Source organism: Methylovirgula sp. 4M-Z18 (assembly GCF_037890675.1).
Lineage (GTDB): Bacteria > Pseudomonadota > Alphaproteobacteria > Rhizobiales > Beijerinckiaceae > 4M-Z18.
The window spans coordinates 149236-167354 of the sequence record NZ_CP149574.1; the positions used below are offsets into that span (position 1 = coordinate 149236).

17 protein-coding genes are annotated in these 18119 nt (G+C 59.7%); 4 read left to right on the top strand and 13 right to left on the bottom strand.

Translation table 11 applies throughout. The features are described from left to right. The 3 genes from V9T28_RS00605 (at nt 1) to V9T28_RS00615 (ending at nt 4031) form a co-directional block, all read left to right on the top strand. On the top strand, nt 1–930 hold the full coding sequence (locus tag V9T28_RS00605) for an alpha/beta hydrolase family protein (RefSeq protein WP_147306519.1): 930 nt from the start codon (nt 1–3) through the stop codon (nt 928–930). Nucleotides 931–983: 53 nt separating this feature from the next. Next, nucleotides 984–2261, top strand: coding sequence for a polysaccharide biosynthesis/export family protein (locus V9T28_RS00610; protein WP_116402665.1), 1278 nt, complete (start codon nt 984–986; stop codon nt 2259–2261). Between the two features lie 384 nt (nt 2262–2645). Then, the gene (locus V9T28_RS00615) at nt 2646–4031 is read left to right on the top strand and encodes an O-antigen ligase family protein (protein WP_116402664.1); all 1386 of its coding nucleotides are present in this window, start codon (nt 2646–2648) and stop codon (nt 4029–4031) included. A 72-nt stretch (nt 4032–4103) separates the two neighbouring features. Here V9T28_RS00615 and V9T28_RS00620 read toward each other — a convergent pair whose 3' ends face one another. The 10 genes from V9T28_RS00620 to V9T28_RS00665 form a co-directional block, all read right to left on the bottom strand. Then, entirely contained in the window at nt 4104–5060 is a 957-nt protein-coding gene (locus V9T28_RS00620; protein ID WP_116402663.1) for a glycoside hydrolase family 16 protein, read from the bottom strand. Between the two features lie 274 nt (nt 5061–5334). After that, nucleotides 5335–6090, bottom strand: coding sequence for a class I SAM-dependent methyltransferase (locus V9T28_RS00625; RefSeq protein ID WP_116402662.1), 756 nt, complete (start codon nt 6088–6090; stop codon nt 5335–5337). A gap of 206 nt (nt 6091–6296) precedes the next feature. Further along, nucleotides 6297–7244 (bottom strand): glycosyltransferase family 2 protein, encoded by a 948-nt coding sequence (locus V9T28_RS00630; RefSeq protein ID WP_158554903.1) that lies wholly within the window; start codon nt 7242–7244, stop codon nt 6297–6299. Further along, nucleotides 7241–8128, bottom strand: coding sequence for a glycosyltransferase family 2 protein (locus V9T28_RS00635; RefSeq protein WP_158554902.1), 888 nt, complete (start codon nt 8126–8128; stop codon nt 7241–7243). Before V9T28_RS00635 ends, V9T28_RS00630 begins: the two co-directional genes overlap by 4 nt. 243 nt (nt 8129–8371) lie before the next feature. Beyond that, nucleotides 8372–9364, bottom strand: coding sequence for a glycosyltransferase family 2 protein (locus tag V9T28_RS00640; RefSeq protein ID WP_158554901.1), 993 nt, complete (start codon nt 9362–9364; stop codon nt 8372–8374). Between the two features lie 10 nt (nt 9365–9374). Next, complete coding sequence (locus tag V9T28_RS00645) at nt 9375–10514, bottom strand: glycosyl transferase family 1 (RefSeq protein WP_116402658.1); 1140 nt, start codon at nt 10512–10514, stop codon at nt 9375–9377. Between the two features lie 593 nt (nt 10515–11107). Further along, the gene (locus V9T28_RS00650; protein ID WP_245424244.1) at nt 11108–11521 is read right to left on the bottom strand and encodes a DUF1801 domain-containing protein; all 414 of its coding nucleotides are present in this window, start codon (nt 11519–11521) and stop codon (nt 11108–11110) included. 61 nt (nt 11522–11582) lie between these two features. Further along, nucleotides 11583–11804 carry a hypothetical protein gene (locus V9T28_RS00655; protein WP_116402657.1) on the bottom strand — a complete coding sequence of 74 codons (222 nt, stop codon included), beginning with the start codon at nt 11802–11804 and terminating at the stop codon, nt 11583–11585. Between the two features lie 37 nt (nt 11805–11841). Next, nucleotides 11842–12273: an SRPBCC family protein gene (locus tag V9T28_RS00660; protein WP_116402656.1), complete on the bottom strand. Its 432-nt coding sequence runs from the start codon at nt 12271–12273 to the stop codon at nt 11842–11844. Further along, nucleotides 12270–12593, bottom strand: a complete 324-nt coding sequence (locus V9T28_RS00665; RefSeq protein WP_116402655.1) for an ArsR/SmtB family transcription factor — start codon at nt 12591–12593, stop codon at nt 12270–12272. The genes V9T28_RS00660 and V9T28_RS00665 overlap by 4 nt, the downstream gene beginning before the upstream one ends. 549 nt (nt 12594–13142) lie before the next feature. On the opposite strand from V9T28_RS00665, the gene V9T28_RS00670 reads away from it, so the two are divergent. Continuing rightward, nucleotides 13143–15422, top strand: coding sequence for a GumC family protein (locus V9T28_RS00670; RefSeq protein ID WP_116402654.1), 2280 nt, complete (start codon nt 13143–13145; stop codon nt 15420–15422). A 165-nt stretch (nt 15423–15587) separates the two neighbouring features. Here the strand turns inward: V9T28_RS00670 and V9T28_RS00675 are convergent, their stop codons facing one another. The 3 genes from V9T28_RS00675 to V9T28_RS00685 form a co-directional block, all read right to left on the bottom strand. Further along, nucleotides 15588–16124: a tetratricopeptide repeat protein gene (locus V9T28_RS00675; protein WP_116402653.1), complete on the bottom strand. Its 537-nt coding sequence runs from the start codon at nt 16122–16124 to the stop codon at nt 15588–15590. A gap of 107 nt (nt 16125–16231) precedes the next feature. Next, nucleotides 16232–17155 (bottom strand): type II secretion system F family protein, encoded by a 924-nt coding sequence (locus V9T28_RS00680; protein WP_116402652.1) that lies wholly within the window; start codon nt 17153–17155, stop codon nt 16232–16234. Between the two features lie 9 nt (nt 17156–17164). Next, nucleotides 17165–18115 carry a type II secretion system F family protein gene (locus V9T28_RS00685; RefSeq protein WP_116402651.1) on the bottom strand — a complete coding sequence of 317 codons (951 nt, stop codon included), beginning with the start codon at nt 18113–18115 and terminating at the stop codon, nt 17165–17167. Nucleotides 18116–18119: the final 4 nt, after the last annotated feature.

The following is an 18119-nucleotide window of genomic DNA, read 5'->3' on the forward strand; positions in this document are numbered from 1 at the left end:
ATGACAAGCATGCTCGTCGGGGCCGTTACGCCGAGCGGAACCTTCGCCGTCAAGGAGTTGGCGCCAGAGGCCTTGTCGGCGGTGGCCGAGTCGACGGCGCGTGTCACGCTGTTCTATCCGGCCTCGGCTCCGACGGACGTCAGGTTTCCGATCCTCGTCTATTTCGCCGATTGGGACGGCACGCAAATCGACAACCGAAGATTGCTCGAAGATCTTACGAGTCATGGATTTGTGATTGCGGCCGTGACCTATCCCAATTCCGGCGAGCCGATGGATTTTTCTTCGCAGGCTGCCTTCGAGGCCACGGTCCGGATCGCCAATGCCCGGGCGCATGCGCGGATGCAGGATGCTGCCCGCGTGCTCGACTGGGTCGATTCCTCCGGCATTGCGAGCCTGACTGATACGTCACGCGCGGGAATCCTAGGCTATTCGTTCGGCGGCGCCGTGGCGGCGGAGGCTTGTGCCAGCGACCAGCGTTTCCGGGCCGCGCTCAATATCGACGGTTGGCATTTTGGCGAGGCGGCGAAGAGCGGCACGCACTGCCCCTATATGCTCATCAACGATGCAACGCCGGAGCCGACCGAGGCGGATTTGAACGCACAAGATCCGGCCCGACGGTACACGTCCAGGTTGAACCAAGCCGATTTCCGGGTGATCGAAACCGCTTTGACCCGTCCCGATGTCTATGCCCTGACCGTAGCGAACAGCAATCACGCTGATTTTGCCGAGCCAAGCAGCTGGTTGCGTTCGCTTTTTTCCGGGCGTGGCAGCAAGAACACACCGCGCAGGAATCTTGAGATTCTACGAGCCTACGCCCTGGCCTTCTTCGCAAAATACTTGTTAGAGTCAAAACAACCATTGATAGACGGAAACAGTAAAAACTTTCCTGACGTGCAGGTGCGGTTGGGGCGCGTATCGGTGCGTCCCTGAACAAACCACCGCAAAGGCGCTAACAGCAGGGGCGGCTGCAAAGGGCCTGAGTAATGAGTATTTTGCGTCAGTTGAGTGAGTTGTGTTCGCGCGCGTCAACGGTCTCCCGTCTGAGGGAGGGCGTCACGCCAGTTCAGCACAGAATCCCAGGTCGCCGCTTCGCCGCCGTGTCGGCGCTTGCGCTCATTCTGGCGGGTTGCAGCAATCCCTCGCCCTTTCTGTCCGAGAGCGGGCCGACGCGCGAGGCCGTGGTTGAGGGCGCGCAATTCCACCCGAAACTGGTCAATGACGTCCCCACGCCCTATGCGCTGGTGCCCCTGACTGACGAGGCCGTAAAGATCGTTGCGTCGAAAGACGTCTCGGCCGGCTTTTCTAGTGTGACGACGCGAGTCGGTGCGGCGAGCGGCAAGATCGGCCCCGGCGACCAACTTAGCGTCACGATTTTCGAGGCCGATTCCGGCGGCTTGTTCATGCCCAAGGACGCGGGGGCACGTCCCGGCAATTTCGTTGCCATTCCGGTGCAGCAGGTCGATGCGGCCGGCAATATTACAATACCCTACGCGGGTGTCGTGCATGCGGCGGGCGAATCGGCGCAGAGCGTTCAACAAGCCATCCAAGGCCGCCTTTCTTCCCGCGCGCTGGAACCGCAAGTGGTCGTCACCATTGTCAATCGCGGGACAGACGCGGTCAGCGTGCTCGGCGACGTCTATACTTCGACGCGCTTCTCGCTCGATCCCGGCGGCTCGCGCCTGCTCGAAGCGGTCGCCCGCGCCGGCGGGCCGAGATATCCTGCCTATGAAACGATGGTGACGCTGCAGCGGCATGGGCGCGCATCGAAGGCTCTGCTCTCGCTCGTGGCGCAAGACCCGAAGCAGAATATTCAGTTGCAGCCCGGTGACGTGGTTTTCCTCTCCCATGAGCAACGCTTCTTCGTGGCGCTTGGCGCCGTCGGCCAGAGTTCGTCGCTCGGCCAGGTCAACCGGCGCTTCGCCTTCGAGGATACGGAGCTCACGCTCGCCGATGCGATCGGTAAGGCCGGCGGTCTGAACGACGACCGCGCGCATGCTCAAGCGATCTTCGTGTATCGCACCGAGCCGCGCTCCACATTGACCGCACTTGGCATTCCTTCGGATGCGCCGGCGCAAGTGCCGACGATCTACTCGGTCGATCTCTCCGATCCGTCGGGATATTTCCGCGCGTCGAAGTTCTACATGCGCGACAGGGATATTCTGTTCGTCTCGAACTCGCCGTCGTCCGATTTGACCAAGCTGCTCAACATCGTGTTGCCGGGCACCGAGTCCGCCGCCAACATCCGCACGGCGACGCAATAAGACCTACGCCGAAAGGCGTCCTTGCGCTCTCCCAACAGGCGTGTAGCCTAGCTGCACGCATGGATTGGAGACGTTTGCACAAGAGCCTGAACATGGCGCGTGTGGCCCTCCACCGGCATTGTGACGCGGCGCGCGTTCGAGCCGTCGAACCGCGGCCTTTTTCCGCCTCAAGGCATTTGCTGGAGCTGGGATGCCAACAGCGTGCGCGGTACGTATTCGCGCGGTCGACGATTCGATGTTGCGCCCTGCCGCGCTCGGGCGTTATGCGTGGTTCTGCTCGGCGGTCCATCATAGGAGCCGAATTTGATGGCGGCCACGCGCTAGAGTATTTCCGGTTCTGAAAGAACGGGAAACGCTCTAGGCATAAGGGGCAAGAGCGGAGTTATGGTGAGTTCCAAGCTGGCAGATGGCACAAGAGCGAGAGGCGATACGGTCGCGCGCATCCGCCCGTATGCGAACCGCTCGCCCGCGCTCCCGAACGACCGGCTGTGGTGGATATGCTTTGTGTCCTTCGCCAGCCTTGGGTTCACCCAGGTGGGGCTCTTGTTCTCGAGCATGGGGGGCGTGCTCGCGCCGGCGATCTTCCTCGGGCTGTGGCTGCTGACAGCCATGGCGCATCCGACGCAATCGATCGCGCAGGTGGTGCGGGCGCGTTTGCCGCTGACCTTGCCGTTGCTTGCATGCGCATCGACGCTTTGGTCGCGCGACGCCCCCTATACCATCAAGATCGGCTCCGAATTCCTGATCGTAATGGTCATTGCCGTTTACATCGGCCATCGCATGGCTCCGGCCAAGCTCATCTCGGCACTGACCGTGGCGACCGTGATGCAGATGCTCGCCTCGCTCGTGTTCAACCGGCACGAAGATATGTTCTACGCCGGCAATGAGGCTTTGGTCGGTGTCTTCGGCTCGAAGAACTTCATGGGCTATATGGCGGCGCTGTGCTCGCTCCTTTCGCTTGCGACAGTGGCGGAACGCAATCAGCCGCAGCTCGTGCGCCTTGTCGCAGCCGGTGGATTGGTGATCGGACCGATTTTGGCTTTGCAGGCTCGGTCGCTTGATGCGCTGGCCGCATTGGCGGTCGGCTTTTCCGTCGCGTTGTTCTTCATTTTCGTCGCGACGCTGCCGAGCCGGTTTCGCACGTTGGTCATCGCTTCGGTCGCTGTCATGCTGGTCGCGACATTGCTTGCATTTTTGCTGATTGGTGCCCAACTCGGTCAAATCCTGGAGCTTGTCGGCAAGGACAGCTCGCTCACTGGCCGCACCATTCTGTGGCAGCGCGCCGGGGACATGATCCATCTCAATCCGTTGCTCGGTGTCGGCTACAATGCGTTCTGGCGGCAAGGCTTTGTCGAGGCGGAAGGATTGTGGCGGCAATTGCATGTCGATTCCCGCACCGGATTCCATTTTCATAATCTCTATTACGAAGTGCGGGTCGAGATGGGTCTCGTCGGCGTGCTGGTCTGGGGCACGTTCATGGCCTCGACGGTCATTGCCTGTTTGATCCGGGTGCTGCGCGAGCCTTCGCCGAGCACGGCGTTCTTCATCGGCTTCACGCTCTTCACCCTCGCGCGCATGTGGCTGGAAGTGGAGATGATGGGCCCATTCGACCTCGCTCCGATTCTGTTCGCGATCGGATGGACCTATGCGACCGCGCCGCAGCCCATGGCAAGAGCGGGCGCAACGCCGCCGCGCCGGCCGCAAAACATGCCAATGCTGGAAGTCGCGACCACGCAGGACTTGCCTCGGCCTAAAACGCGAGCGCTATAAATCGAGGAAGAATAACGATTCCGGTCGGTTCTTTTGAATGCTTTGTGATTGCGTGAAGGTCGCAAGAACGCCTCATTTTAGGGCGGCGCCGGCATATTCCGGGCGTTGCCACGCGCGGATATAGGCGATCTGCATCGTCGCCGGAAATTCCGTTGCCGCATCGGGGGCGCCATCCCAACTGTCCGGCTTGCCGACAGAGAGATTGGCGATGATGTAGCAGGGCTTGTGCAGATCCGGCGGGGTCGGTCGCGAAAAGATCAGCTTGCCGTCGAAATACCAGTCGATCCGCTCCGGTCCCCAATCGACGGCATATTCGTGATAGGCGGCACTCAAATCGAGATGGGTCACGGTGCCGTGGCCGATAGAGGTCTCGCGATTGGGTACATTGGTATGCACCGTCGTGTAGACCGTACTCGGCTCGCGGCCGACCACTTCCATGACGTCAATTTCCGGTGGCCAGGAATTGTCAGCCGGAATGAGCCAGAACGCCGGCCACAATCCGGCTCCGCGCGGCACTTTCGCTGACATGGCGAAGACGCCATAGGTTTGCGCATAGGGGAAGCTGGTGATCGTGCCGCTGATGTAGTCGCGCGGATCGGAATCGCTCACCGTCGCCGCGAGGTCCGGCGGCATCGGTCGCGCCGTCAACCGCAATCCGCCGGCAAACGAGATCGGGCTGCGTTGCGGACCAAGGCGGGCGATCAGATCTCCGTTCGGACTGGCTTCAGCCGTCACGTTCGACGTCCAGGCCGGAAAGGCGTCTCTGTCGCCCCCTGTCTCGCCTCGCATCGGATGATCCCAGATGTAGCCCGCCTTCCACGAGAAAGACGGGTCCGTTAGCGGCTTTGGGCGTGCATTCGTATCAATGGCACCGCGCCGCCACCTGACGGGCGCGCTGAAGGTGGCATTCAAGGTCATCGTGGCGCCCGCGACCGACAATCGCGTCGCTTTATCAGCATTTTGCGCATGGGCCGCGCCAACGGACAGGCACAGTGCACCAAGGATCAGGACTGCTGGTTTGAGGGACAAAGCCGCATTCTCCTCGCAAGAGCTTGAGCGCCGGCGCGATTCTCGGACACGTGTCGACGCTCCTTCAGGTAGGCTTGCACATATTGTTCCGACAATTTTTTGTTCAAACGAATATCGAGGGCACGAGCATGCTGCTTGGGCTCATGAATAAGAGTCTGGTCTGGCTGAACCTAGATAAGCGAAGAAGAGGCGCGCCCATCAGAGTGGAAGCGTTCAACATCAGCCGCGCCCGCTTGGTCGCGTCGCTTATTGTATACCATACGCGCCGAGATGATCAGCCCTTATGGCACACGATCAGGCAATACCACGCGTAGCGCCCGATTGCTGGCGCGCGCAATATCCAATTGTCGAAAGCCTTCGAAGCACGATATGGCAGCCGGTTCGATGCCGGATCTAGAAAGCGGCTCGCCGCGGAAAAAAGGCCGTAAAACTTCGTCTCGACGCGCGCGAAATGGCGGCGCGCGACGACGAAATCCGCCATCTTCAGCGGATGCTCGTCAATGGTGCGGATGTCGGGGGTCGTTTTGCGATAGAGATTGAGGATTGGGTTATGCCCCATCGGCTCGCAAAAAATCGCGACGCCATCTTTCCGCAGGACGCGCGCGATGCCGCCGAAGCTTTTGTCGATATCAAGATGGTGAATGATACCGCGTCCAAACACCAGATCGAAGCTGCCATCGGCGAAGCTCATCGCCTCGGCATCCATGGCAAGAAAGCGGGCATTGGTAAAGCCTGCCGCATCGGCATGCCGGTTGGCTTTGGCGATTGCGACATCGGAAATGTCGATACCGGTGAACGAGCGGCAAATTTCGGGCAAACGCAATTCATCGATCGAAAGGCCGCCAGTCGAGCAGCCATATTCGAGTACATCGGCATTATTGGCGTAACGACGCACCAGCTCATTCTGCCATTCGGCGCCATGTCGGATCGATGCGTACCACTTGTCCAGATGCTGCCGGGGATCGGCTTCGTGAATGAAGCGCTCGTTATGAAATTGCCGTTCGCGTTCGATTTTTCCTTGATCGATCATTGCGGAACAATGTCCTTCTCAAATTGTTTCGCAGATCACGAGATCGCACATGTTCTGTGCGATTTTGCCTGCTATCCCTAATGCAAAAACGATACGGTATGGAGCGTTGGCGGTCGTTAGCAGATCGTCCCAAGTTGTAGCGGCTCATACAAATATGGGCGCGCGAATCGCGGTAAGGATACTCATGACGGAGCGCTTGCGCAGGGCTACCGCCCCTGGCCGAAAAACCGCTGCAGCCGCGCTTGCACCGGCATCATCATATGTTTCAACGCCGCCGGGTTGGTGGCCGCGATCGTCAGAAAATCATTGACGCGCCGGCGCTTCAGCGCCGCGACCATCGCGACGAAAGCCGCGCCCTGGCGCAGGCTGCGCGTATAGGCCTCAGCCGCCGCACGATCGGCCGTCGCGAGTTGCGCTGCATATCGCGCCAAAAATCCGTCGGCCGCCTGCAGCATTGCTTGCGCATTGGCTTCGGACAAACGATGCGAGATCGAGCCGGTGTGCACCTGATAGTCGTAATCTGCCGATCGGCGCCGCACGAATTTGGCGCCCTGCGCCAAAGCCTCGGCCACAAGTTGGAAATCCTCGCCGATGCGCAGGTGCGGATCGTAAGCAAGCGCGTGGCCGCGCAAAAATTCGAGACGAAACAGCGGTTTCAGATACCCGAGCCCGCGGCCCTTACCAAACAGCAGATTATCGAGAAAATAGTCCTGTAACGAAACCGGCAAGGCGGCACCGTCGAGCGGCTCGTCGATCAGCAGATGCGGCGGCCTCGACGCGTTCGTTGTACTCACCCAAAGATTGTCAGCCACAATATCGGCCGCTGTCTCGCGGCCGAAAGCGACAAGCTGCGCGAGACGGTGCGGCCGCATCGTATCGTCCGCATCGAGAACCGCTACCCACTCGCCCTGCGCCGCCGCCAGACCGGCGTTGCGCGCCCCGGCCGGTCCTTGATTGGTGGGGAGGCGAATGCACCGTATCCTCTGATCGTTCAGTGCTTCGACGACCTGCACCGTCGCATCAGTGGATGCGTCGTCGATCACAAGAACTTCGAGAGTCACACCCTGCTGCGCCAGGGCGCTGCGCAGCGCGTTGCCGATAAAGCCGGCCGCGTTCCACGCGGCGACGATCACGCTGACATTCGGCGCCGTCATGACAAGGTAGGCGCTTTCTTGCCGTCGAGCGTGCGGGCTGCAACTCCGACGTGCAGTGCCGCGCGTGCCAAATAGCGTTGCCAAGCTCCGCCCAGGGGCCATCTCACCGCGACATTGGCGAGACAATAACCCGCCTTCGCCGAGGCGACCGCAAATTCACGCAGCCACCAGCGCCGATAGCTTGTCAGCATGATCCCGTGCGTCTCGCCGGAGCGGTAAGCGCGCCGCAAAATCCAGGACATGTGGGTGCGCTCGATCGCCACCGGTTCGCGGACACGGGCCGCGGGGCAATAGGCGAGCCTTGCGCTGCGCTGAAACAGCGCATGGAAGAACATCGTGTCCTCGCCGCCGGTGCGCCCGAAGGCCGGATCGAACCGCAATCCGCCGATCACCGCGCGCCGGAAGATGACATTGCTGGTGTAGCCGGTCTCGATCGGTTTTCCATCGCGCACAACCGGTTGGGACGCATGGAAAGCCCATTGACGCAGCCAGGGTGCGGTGTCGGGCGGGTAAATCGCGTCGACCGGACCGAACACCACATCGGCCTCGTGTTGCACGAGGAAATCGTGCAGATCGGCCAGCCAGTTCGGCTCTGCAGTCTCGTCATCGTCGATAAAGGCGGCGAATTCGGCCTGTGCCGCATCGAGGCAGGCGTTGCGGGCGATGGAAATATTGCGCGCCGGCGCGTGGACATAAGTGAAGGGCAAGCCGAGTTGCTGGCAGATCGCGACGATCGCCGCCTCGGCCTCGCGGGTGACGTCATTGTCGGCGATGACAATGCGTATTGTGTGTTGCTGCCGCGCCGTTTGCAGGGCGAGCGAACGCAAGGTGTCGGCAAGCGATGGCCGCCTGAACGTGCAGACGCAGACATCAATTTCAGCCATCAGAGCGACGCCTTTCAAATGTCCTTCAAAATACAACCCACGCGCGGCCCTGCCGTACCGGCGGCACAATGATCCTCGCATATAATCGGTTTTGTCCGCGGACAGTACCTATCCGAAGGGTCAATAATCCTTAGGGTCAGGATCAAGAGCATTTTCGAGAAAAATTGTTCGACTTTTCGATTAAGAAAATGCGGCAGAACAAGAACTTAGAGCATTTCCGCTTCTGAAAGAACGGAAAATGCCCTAAGGCCGCGAACTCGCCTGATGCTGCATCACCGATTTGAGAAAGCCGACCGCCCAGGCAAGATGCATCGTGATCGCCGCCGCCGCCATGCCGATCAGGCCCGGATCGCGTGCACGGACCACGGCGCAAGCCGCCCAGATCAGGCAAATGGCGACATAGAGGAGCGGAATCAGGGCAAAGATCGGCGACAGCGGCCATAACAGGGCGCCGGCGACAACGCCTGCCAGCGCGGCGACGGGAAGCATCTGGCGTAGCCGCGGGCGTATATTGTGGGTCAACAGGGTGCGCGCGCGTCCGGCGCCGTGCCGGTAATATTGCCGCGCAAGGCCGCGCAGATTGGAGCGCGGAAAATAGGCGACCGGCGCCTCCGTGCACAGCCAAACGCGGCCGCCGAACCGGTGCAGCCGAATGTCGAATTCGGCATCCTCGTTGTGGCTGAATGTCTCATTGTACCCGCCGATCTGGCGGAAAAACGTTAAGTCGAACATGGCGTGATGACCGTGATCGACGAACCCCGACATGCCAGCGACGCGGTGGCTGGAGCCGCCGTTGCCGAGACGGCTGTTCTGTGCCGCGGCAATGGCGCGCTGAAAGCCTCGGGCGCCGACCGTGCGCATCGGCACTACCACCGATTGCGCGCCGCTCGCCAACAGCGCGTCGAGGCATTTGCGCAGGAAATCGCGCGGGTAGAGCGCATGTGCATCGGCCCGTACCAGGATATTCGTGCCCTTGGCGACCTCGGTCGCGGCAAGATTGATGGCCGCCGATTGCAGCCGCCGCGGATTGGCGATGAGACGGATATTCGGATGTTGGGCGCTCAGGGCCGCAACGATCTCCCGTGTGCGGTCGGTGCTGCCACCGTCCGCAACGATAATCTCGAACGGCTTGACCCCTTCCTGCGCCATGAGCGAGCCGAGACAATCGGCGATGTAGCGCTCCTCGTTCAGGACGGGGACGGCGACCGTCAATTTCGGTGGGTCAAAACGTCTCATCGCGAGTTGATTATGCGGTTGCGCGTAAGGACGCAAGTTTGTGGACAAATTGCGCGCAAGCCGCGGAATCGTCGACAAAATTGCTGGCGTCGATTCGCGCCGCCGCAGCCCGCAGCGTACTGTAGGCATCCGGGGTCAAGGCGCGGAAGAAATCGAGCAAGGACCGCTCGATCGGCTCATCAAGCAACACGCCCGCGTTGTGCCGCGCGAGCCAACGGCCCGTCTCGACCCGGCCGAAGGCGATGGGCACGACGCCGAAGGCGCCGCCCTCATACAGACGGTTCGGCAACAGCCATTCCGAATTGCCGCCGGCCTCGAAAAAATCCATGGCCCAGTTGAAATGCACCTCGCCGTAGATCCGGCCGAGCATGGTGGCGCGATCATAACGGCCGTGAAAGCTGAGGCCGGGCGTCGCGGCCACGATGGCATCGAAGTCAGGGATCACATCGGTGCTCACGCGGCCGCGGATGATGACCTCGACGGACCTTGGCAATTGCCGTGCGAGTTCGGCGAGCAGCAGCAGGCTCCGGCGGCAGCGGATCTGCCCGAACCAGCCGATCCGCCAGGGCGGCTTCGCTGGCGGCGGCACCACATTTCCCGGCCAGCCGGCGTCGAGCTCCGAGGCGAGCATCTTGTTCTCGAGCAAATGGACCGGCAAGGCGATGTGCTGACGCGGCGCGAAATAAGCCTCCACGAAGGCCGGCGAGCTCACGACCAAAAGCCCAGACTTACGCAGCAAGCGCTGCTCGAGACCGCGCAGCGCCAGGCCGACGGGGCCCGCGTCAAGCATCAAGCGATGAATGTCGAGACATTCGAAGATCAGCGGGGCTTGCGGCGCGATCCGCCGCCGCGCCCGCGCGGCCAGCGCCAGGGTTTCGAGCTGCCGTGCCATCACATGCGTGACGCCGGTCAGGGCCGGCAGCCAGCGCGGTTGGGCCGCTGCCGCTCGCATGACCGCCCGGATCCTTTGGGCAAATTGCCCATCTGCCGTCCGGCCGAGATCGATGGGCGTGATGCCCCCGATCGTCGCCACGGGCTTGTCGGACCGGCGAAAGCCCAGCACGACCAGATCGGCGAAGGGTGCAAGCATCCGGATTCGGCGGTGCACAGCTGCATCGCTGAGGTCGTGTACAAAATAAGCGATTTTCATATAGCCTCGCTCTGCGGGGCAAGAGTCTGAAATGTGCCGAAAATCAATGCCACAAATACCAGCATATCATTGCGATAGCCGTCCAAAAAATACCGCAAGCCACAATCACGCAAATATAACCTACGGCCCGCCAATTCACACCCCGCTTGTGGGTCGCGCTGTCGGCGTCTCGCGTGCGAACAAAATGAGTAACGGCCTGTTCGTCCCCGCTACGTTGCGAAGCGGAGGAGCGTTTGATGAATCGAGCCGAACCGTGGACCATTCTTTCAGCTGTCTTTAGCGAGACTTTGTATGAAGAGTGTATAACAAGGCACCATGTCGCGCCACTATATTCAGGCACGACTTAACAACAGGTTTTTACTTTCGATTATGTAAAATGGCATTGCATATTTAAAAGCATATTATTTAGACTTTCGATAAAATATTGCGTTTGCACGCTATCGGTGTCAGCCCATGAAATATCGTCGTTTCTGCAAAGAGGAAGCGGCAAGCAGCGCGGCGTAGATGTTGTTCATCTTGCCGCGTTCGCGTCGCATCAGAGCAAAAACGAGGGTATGGCTGCGGGACGAAAAATCTTTCGTCCGATGCTGACTTTAACTCTTGGACGTGTTCAAGGTTATTGCGGCGCGAATAAGCGCCTTCAACGCGTCTTCGTCGATCGTCTGGCCTTCGTGGAAGTCGATGGCGCGTCTCGTATTCCCGTCGAGGCTGGAGTTGAACAGACGAGACGGATCCTTCAACGCGGCCCCTTTGGCGAATGTCATCTTCACGATGCTCTTATAGGTCTCGCCCGTGCAGATCATACCATCGTGATACCAGACCGGAACGCCGCGCCACTTCCATTCCTCGACGATGTCGGGGTCGGCTTCCTTGATCACGCTGCGGAGCCGGCTGAGCATCTCGCCCCGCCAATCGCCCAATTCCTCGATCCGCGCGTCAATCAGCCGCGAGGGAGATTCTGTGGCTTTTCGTTCCGTCGCGCCGCTCTTCGTCGTCTTCATCGTCATTGCCGCCTTCTTCCTCGCCCTCTTCACATGCGTATCGCGCATCGGCATTCGGTTTCCGTTCTTATCCGTCGGAGCGCCGCTCGCCGGACCATTTGGCCGCATAAGGCAGCGCGAACATGTAGAGACCGGTCAGCAGCAGCAAGATAAGGGGCAACAATGCCAAAAGGCCCACCCAGAGGGCTTGGTCCTGCCGCACCATGGCGACGATGTTAAAAATAACAGCCACCGTGAAAGCGATGGATAGCCAGCGATGAATCTGCCGAATCCACATGTTCCAGCTCATTGGTGTCTCCTTTGAAAATCAGCCGAAGCGCCGAAGTTCACGCGCTTCGCGCTAAAATCTCCTCCAGATTGGCAAAGAACTTCTGCCATCCGACCTTGGCGCCGCCGTAGGCCTGTTTCTGACCTGGCCGGAAGCCCTGTTGCTCCATACGCAAGTGGGTCCCCCCGTCCGTCGGGGTGAGGGTAAAGGTCACGATGCTCTCAAGATGGTAGGCCGCATCGTCATGCGCATAATTCCAAGTGTAGGACAGGGTCTTGACCGGCTCGACGGCGAGAACCTCGCAGTCCAACACGCTGCCCCACTCGCCGCGGAGGTTGAAACGGTGCCCCACGACCGGCTCGAAATCGTTCTTCATGAGCCATTCTTCGATCAGATGCGGCTGCGTGAGCGCGCGCCAAATCTTCTCCGGCGGATGTGGGATCTCCCGTTCGACAACGACGGAGCGCGTTTCGACCGCACTATTGTTCATTGATCCATCCTTTTCAGTAGGTTTTCGAGGTCGTCAAATCGGTTCTCCCAGAACCCGGTCATTTGGCTGGTCCAGTCGATCAGCGGCGCCAGGGCTCCAAGCTGCGCGCTATAGTGCGTCTGGCGCCCCTCATGGCGGTCGCGCACCAGCCCGGCCTGCTTCAAAACGCCAAGGTGCTTCGAGACGGCCGGCTGCGAGACCCCGGCCTGCGTTGTCAGCGCCCGGACCGTCAGTTCGCCATCGCGGCACAAGCGCTCGAAGATGGCCCGACGGGTCGGGTCGGCCAGCGTTCTGAAAAGCACATCGTGGGCGTTCGGCATCTTGAACGTATAACTTCCTGGTTATTATTTAAACGTATAACTGGGGAGATATATATGAGTCAAGTAAGGGTCCGGGAACAACGCGTGAGACGCGTGACAGGCCTTGCGGAAACAGGCCAAGGGAGGCCTTTTGGGTTGCGGGAGAACGTGGCGCGACGACCGAGCGATTGCCACAGCGAATGAGTTGCGAGCCGCCTGCAGCGCCTCACATATGTGAATGATCACAATGTCTTGCGGCTTGCGCGGACAGTGCATTTGTGCGCGCCGCCACTGCGGGACTAAGCCCAATTGGTATGTTGAGCGGCGCGATTATTTTTTGCGCGGGACTCCTTGGCATGTTAATTGAAAGAGCGGGTTGGCCGAATGAGCGGGGCAATGGACATTCGCCAATGCAGCCGGATCACGTCCGGCTTCACGTTTCGCACATTCGTAAAATTGCCGTTGTTTTCCAGGACGAACCGATATCATGTTGGCGTATTACTTCCTCACCCATCTGCCGGCGCATTTTGACTGGCGCATGCCACGTTGTGCCGATTTGCGCGGCCGCTCATGCGTGGACGTGATGTGATGTCGATCGTCTGGCGGCAGCCGCCCCTGCAACAAGAAGAGATAATACCGCAACATCACGCGGAACCGCAGCCGTTTCTTTGGTTGCGGCAATTGCTTTCGTTCTGGGGCCGGCGGTGGAAGGTAATTGCCTTCGGGTTGATCCTGATGCTGATGCTGGCCGCTGCCTATATCGCGACGGCACGGCCGCAGTTCACCGCAAGCGCCGACCTCCTCTACGACATTCGCCGCACCTATTTGTTGAAAGAACAGCAGGGCATTCAGGATTCGCAGACGATCAACGCGATGGTCGAAAGCCAGGTCGAATTGCTGCAGTCGGAAGGGTTGGCGCATAAAGTCGTCGAGCGCCTGAAGCTGAACGAAGATCCGGCCTTCACCAATTGGCGCCCCGGGTTCATGGATCGGCTGCGGCAGCGCCTCACCAAATTCCTTGGCGGGAAGTCGCTTCCCGCCGCCGATCCTGACTCGGTGATCGCGCAGCAATTGCTGCGCATGATCAACGTGCATCGCGTCGGCCTCACTTATGTGATCAGTGTCAGCGTCACCTCGGGGGATCCGGAGCAAGCCGCCAAACTCACGAACGGTTTTGCCGAGGCCTATATTGCCGACGAGCTCGATGCGAAGTCCGACACCACCAATCAGACCAAGACGTGGCTCGAGGACAGGCTGACCGAATTGCGCGATCAGGCGATGAAGGCCGACCGTGCCGTTCAGGATTTCAAGATTCAGAACAATATCGTCGACACCGGCAAGGGCCTCATGGATCAGCAGCAGCTGATCGAGCTCAGCACGCAATTGGAAGACGCGCGCGCGAAGACGGCCGATTCCTTAGCCAAATTGCAGCGTATTCAAAGCATCTTGCAAACTGGCGTGGTGGACGGTGTCGCGGATGGCGCGGTGACGGATGCGCTGAAGAGTCCAATCATCAACAATCTGCGCCAGAAATATCTTGACGATGCGAGCCGCGTCTCCGATCTCGCCGCTAAATATGGCGCCACGCACATTGCCGTCGTGAATCTGAAAAGCGAAATGGCCAGCATCCAGCACGCCATTGCCGACGAGATCGGCCATATCGCCGAGACCTACAAGAGCGATTACGAAGTGAATCGCGCGACCGAGGACTCGATCCAAAAGCGTCTCAACGATACCGTGAATGTCGCGGCGAAAACCGACGCAAATCTTGTCACCTACCGCTCGCTTGAGAGCTCGGCCAACATCTATCGTTCGCTCTACGAGAACTTCCTGCAGCGCTACACGCAGACCGTTCAGGACCAATCCTTCCCCGTGCCGGAGGCGCGCATCGTGACGCCGGCGACTCCGCCATTGGTCAGGAGCTCGCCGAAAGTCACCGTCACCTTCGTGCTTTGTGCGCTCGTTGGCTTGATGCTGGGCATGGTCTTGGCGCTGATGCGCGAAATCATGGACCGCCGCATCTACACCGAAGGGCAATTGCTGGCGGCAACCGGCGTGCCGTTCATCGCACGGGTTCCAATGATCCGTGCTCGGCCGCACTTGCCCGCGACGCCCGTCAAGCTGATCTCCAACCGAACCAAGACCAAAACCAAGACGGAGGCGGATCGCAAATTGCCGGCGCCGCCGCCAGTCCTGCGCCAAGCCATCGACTATCCGCACAGCGCTTTCGCGCAGGCCATTCGCACCGTCGGCATCCGCATCTCGCGTCAGCAGGAAAAGGTCGGCGACACGAAGCTGATCGGTTGCGTTTCCGTGCGCCCCGGCGCCGGCACGACGACGGTCGCGGTCAACCTCGCACATTTTCTTGCCCATGGCAGTTCTCGCACGGCCCTGATCGATTGGGATTTCGGCGCGGCTTCGCTCAGCAAACTTTTGCTCAGCAAAGTGGACGATGGCTTCCTCGACGTCGCATCGGGCTTCAAGGACCTGCCCGAAGTCACCTGGCATGATGTGCAGACGGGTCTGCGTTTCCTGCCGTCCGGCTCGAACCGCGCGGAACACGCGGCCCGGCGCCTATCGCAATCCGAGCGCGCGGGCACATTGCTCGCCAATCTGCGCGACGCCTATGATTATGTCGTCATCGATCTGCCGTCGCTCGCGCAGTTGACCGATGCGCACGCTGCGATGCATCTTCTCGATGGCATCGTCGTCGTGGTCGAGTGGGGCAATACCAACGCCAACGAGATTTCCGCGGCCCTCGCGGCGCTCGATCTTGACGAATCGTTCTATCTCGGCAGCGTGATGACGAAGGTCGATCCTAAATCCGCGCGGCGCTACGCGGACCATTGAGTTGGCCCTTGATCAGGCGCGACCGCGATATTTAGAGCATTCTGTTTTTATATGGAAGCGCTTGCGCACATTGTGAGCAGCCGGATCGCAAGCTTGTCGCTCGCACCGGCACTGGCGAGCGACAAGCTCGCGGTCCAGTACGATTCTGCTAAAAATCAACATACTCTATTGCGTATCGCTGTTAATTTGCTCTCCGTCCCGGCGGACATATTTCCGACTCCCGTCGAGGAGCCGAATATTATTGGCAATCGTGACATTCGTCGGGTCGAGCCGCGCAGCCGCCACGAACTTTGCCCGGGCCTTTTCCAGATCGCCTCGCAGGAGAAAGGAATATCCTTCATTGTTGAGCAGGCGCGCCGTCGTGCCGCCGAGACTTGCTGCATGCGCATACGCGCGATCGGCGAGATCGAAGCGGCTAAGATGGTCGTAGCTCGCCGCTAAGCCCAGCCAAGCCTCCAGATCTCGCGGTTGGCGTTCAACCGCATCACGAAAATAGTGCTCGGCAATGCCGTAAGCGCCCTCTTTGAAACGCTGCTTGCCGAGACGCACTGGCTCGTCCGAGGGATAATATTGCACATCCTGCGGATCGGAGCCGGTTATTTTATCGCTTCCAGGGGTGCCCTCCACCGATTGGCACGCGACAAGGTATGGCGTCGTTGCGCAGACCGACAGCAAAAGAAGTACACGTATGATATTCGGCAACCTTGCCTCCCTACATTCAGGATGTGATACGCGATACTTCCGCAACTCACCGACGATTCATGTCCGATTGTGCCACAGCGTGTCATCTATCGAAAGATCACTTCGACTCAATGTTGATTGAAAACGAAGAGAAGCTTTAAGATCACGGGCAACATGATGATCGTCAGGATAACTGGAAAGATGAACAAGGCCAGCGGCAGAACGATCTTTACCGACAATTTGTTCGCCATTTCCTCTGCCCGAAGCAGGCGTTTGTCCCGCATATCGTCGCTGAAAACCCGGAGCGCTCCGCCGACGTCGCCTCCCAACTCGTAAGAGTGACGAATCACCCCGACGAAGGATGCGGCTTCATCGATCGCCAGCCGGTCCGCGAGCGAATTCAACGCATCGACCATCGGTCGGCCCGCGCGCATTTCCGCTGCCAGCATATCGAGATTCAAACCCAGAGCGGCGCTCTGTTTCCGGAGTTGGCCCCGAACACGTTCGAATCCGCCTTCGATGCTGAGGCCCGCGCCGACGCAGACGACGAGCAAATCTAGCATGTCCGGGAAGACCAAACGGTATTCATGCTCGAGTTGTCCCTGGCGCCGCGCGAGAAATGCGTCGGGGAGCAGGATTGCAATTCCGGTCGAGGCCGCAACGAGAACCATCTGCACCAAGAATGCCGTGTTCGGCAGCAAAAGGCGAATGAGCAAGAAAACGCAAATCGGCACCGAGCAGACCGTGCAAACGCGCGCAAAAATATAGTAACTGATCGCGTCGCTGCGAAAGAAGCCCGCACGCAGCAATTGCAAACGCAATTTGGCTTGTATGGGCCCTTCGACGCCAAACCTTTCTTTGCTGAAATATTCCGAGATAAAATCTTGTACGGATGTGCTGGAACTGCCGTCCGCGGATATGGCTTGGACCTGATTGCCCGGCAGGCGCCTTCTGACCTGCGCTCGTGAAAAATATGCTTGAGATATCATTATAATAACAGTCGCCGCCGAGGCGAAAGCCAGCGCGAGGATCAGTATGAGCTTTATATCCATCGCGCAGTCCTAAACTTTGAAATTGACCATGCGGTAAATGACGAAATTGCCGATGGCGATTGATATCAGGCCATAAGCGACTGCCGGAACGGTGAATCCGGAGGTGCGTACCTGGTCGAAATAGTTCGGCGACATGAGCGAGACGACGCCAAACAAGGCAAAGGGCATTATTGTCAGAAACAGCGCGGACATGCGTCCTTCGGCGCTGAGCGCGCGAACCTTCAGCCGCAGCTTGACCCGTTCGCGAATGAGGCGCGCAAGGCGGGCCAAAACATCGGCCAAATTGCCTCCGGTTTCGCTTTGAATGCTCACCGCGACGACGAGAAAGAGAAGATCCTGCTGCCCCACGCGCCGAAAGAGATTGTTGAGCGCCTGGACGATGCTTTGACCGTAAGTGATTTCGTCCGCGGTCATACCGAACTCGGAGCCGATCGGGTCGGGCATTTCTCGGGCGACGAGAGCGATAGCGCTCGCGAAGGGATGGCCGACGCGTAGGCCGCGGACGATGATTTCGATGGCGTCCGGGAATTGCTCACCAAACCGCGCGATGCGCTTGGACCGTTTGAGGTAGATATAGCCGTAGACAAGCACCGGTCCGCCGGCCGCCGCGATCAAGAAGACAAGCGGGTGTGGGCCAAGAAAAAAGACCGCAGCGCCGAAAAGGGCGAGGACAACGACCACGGTCCAGAGTGCGAGGCTGCCCAAGGTGAGGCGCAACCCGGTCTGCAGCACGAAATCGCTGAATTTGGCCAAGCCCAAGCTGTCAAAATCTTTGAACCCGCGCTCTCGCCTGAGAACGTCGAGGACCTGCTCGCTGTTTTTTATCGTCGCGCTGAGTGCCAGGCGGCGATTGAGCGCGCGCTTGACGCCGCGCGTGCGAAAGACCAGCCAGTAAAGCGCCTCGACGCCCAGAACGCCTGCAATGAAGACGAGGCCATAAATGAGAAGCGGCTCGCTCATGCCG

Coding starts and splice junctions, on each gene's coding strand:
- V9T28_RS00640 (WP_158554901.1), bottom strand. CDS start 9,364: ATGAGACGTTTTGACCCACCGAAATTGACGGTCGCCGTCCCCGTCCTG.
- V9T28_RS00680 (WP_116402652.1), bottom strand. CDS start 17,155: ATGGATATAAAGCTCATACTGATCCTCGCGCTGGCTTTCGCCTCGGCG.
- V9T28_RS00655 (WP_116402657.1), bottom strand. CDS start 11,804: ATGAGCTGGAACATGTGGATTCGGCAGATTCATCGCTGGCTATCCATC.
- V9T28_RS00610 (WP_116402665.1), top strand. CDS start 984: ATGAGTATTTTGCGTCAGTTGAGTGAGTTGTGTTCGCGCGCGTCAACG.
- V9T28_RS00670 (WP_116402654.1), top strand. CDS start 13,143: ATGCGTGGACGTGATGTGATGTCGATCGTCTGGCGGCAGCCGCCCCTG.
- V9T28_RS00665 (WP_116402655.1), bottom strand. CDS start 12,593: ATGCCGAACGCCCACGATGTGCTTTTCAGAACGCTGGCCGACCCGACC.
- V9T28_RS00635 (WP_158554902.1), bottom strand. CDS start 8,128: ATGGCTGAAATTGATGTCTGCGTCTGCACGTTCAGGCGGCCATCGCTT.
- V9T28_RS00630 (WP_158554903.1), bottom strand. CDS start 7,244: ATGACGGCGCCGAATGTCAGCGTGATCGTCGCCGCGTGGAACGCGGCC.
- V9T28_RS00685 (WP_116402651.1), bottom strand. CDS start 18,115: ATGAGCGAGCCGCTTCTCATTTATGGCCTCGTCTTCATTGCAGGCGTT.
- V9T28_RS00645 (WP_116402658.1), bottom strand. CDS start 10,514: ATGAAAATCGCTTATTTTGTACACGACCTCAGCGATGCAGCTGTGCAC.
- V9T28_RS00660 (WP_116402656.1), bottom strand. CDS start 12,273: ATGAACAATAGTGCGGTCGAAACGCGCTCCGTCGTTGTCGAACGGGAG.
- V9T28_RS00605 (WP_147306519.1), top strand. CDS start 1: ATGACAAGCATGCTCGTCGGGGCCGTTACGCCGAGCGGAACCTTCGCC.
- V9T28_RS00650 (WP_245424244.1), bottom strand. CDS start 11,521: ATGACGATGAAGACGACGAAGAGCGGCGCGACGGAACGAAAAGCCACA.
- V9T28_RS00625 (WP_116402662.1), bottom strand. CDS start 6,090: ATGATCGATCAAGGAAAAATCGAACGCGAACGGCAATTTCATAACGAG.
- V9T28_RS00615 (WP_116402664.1), top strand. CDS start 2,646: ATGGTGAGTTCCAAGCTGGCAGATGGCACAAGAGCGAGAGGCGATACG.